The sequence below is a fragment of the Paenibacillus sp. S29 genome (assembly GCF_049319765.1).
In the GTDB taxonomy this organism is placed as follows: domain Bacteria; phylum Bacillota; class Bacilli; order Paenibacillales; family Paenibacillaceae; genus Paenibacillus; species Paenibacillus polymyxa_B.
The window spans coordinates 1-201 of sequence record NZ_JBMOUI010000133.1; the positions used below are offsets into that span (position 1 = coordinate 1).

Annotated in this window: 1 protein-coding gene; it reads right to left on the reverse strand. The window is 59.2% G+C overall.

The genetic code is table 11. The features are described from left to right. On the reverse strand, positions 1-201 hold a 201-nt coding region (locus ACL9RM_RS26870), incomplete at both ends, for a hypothetical protein (protein WP_414126740.1).

Sequence of the window (201 nt, forward strand, 5' to 3'; positions counted from 1 at the left end):
ATGCGCGTCCACGATGTAGAATTTCGCATTCAGCCACGCTTTGCCGATCGGCACATTGCCTGTCTGCGGCAGCTTCGCCAGCTCCTCGTCGTAGAAGCTGGAGTCGATCGCCGCTTCCGTCACACCGTATGCGTTGATGATCCGGAACAACGAGCCGAAGCGTTCCTGCAAGGTCCGGTAATCCGCCACGCTGCAGCTGTC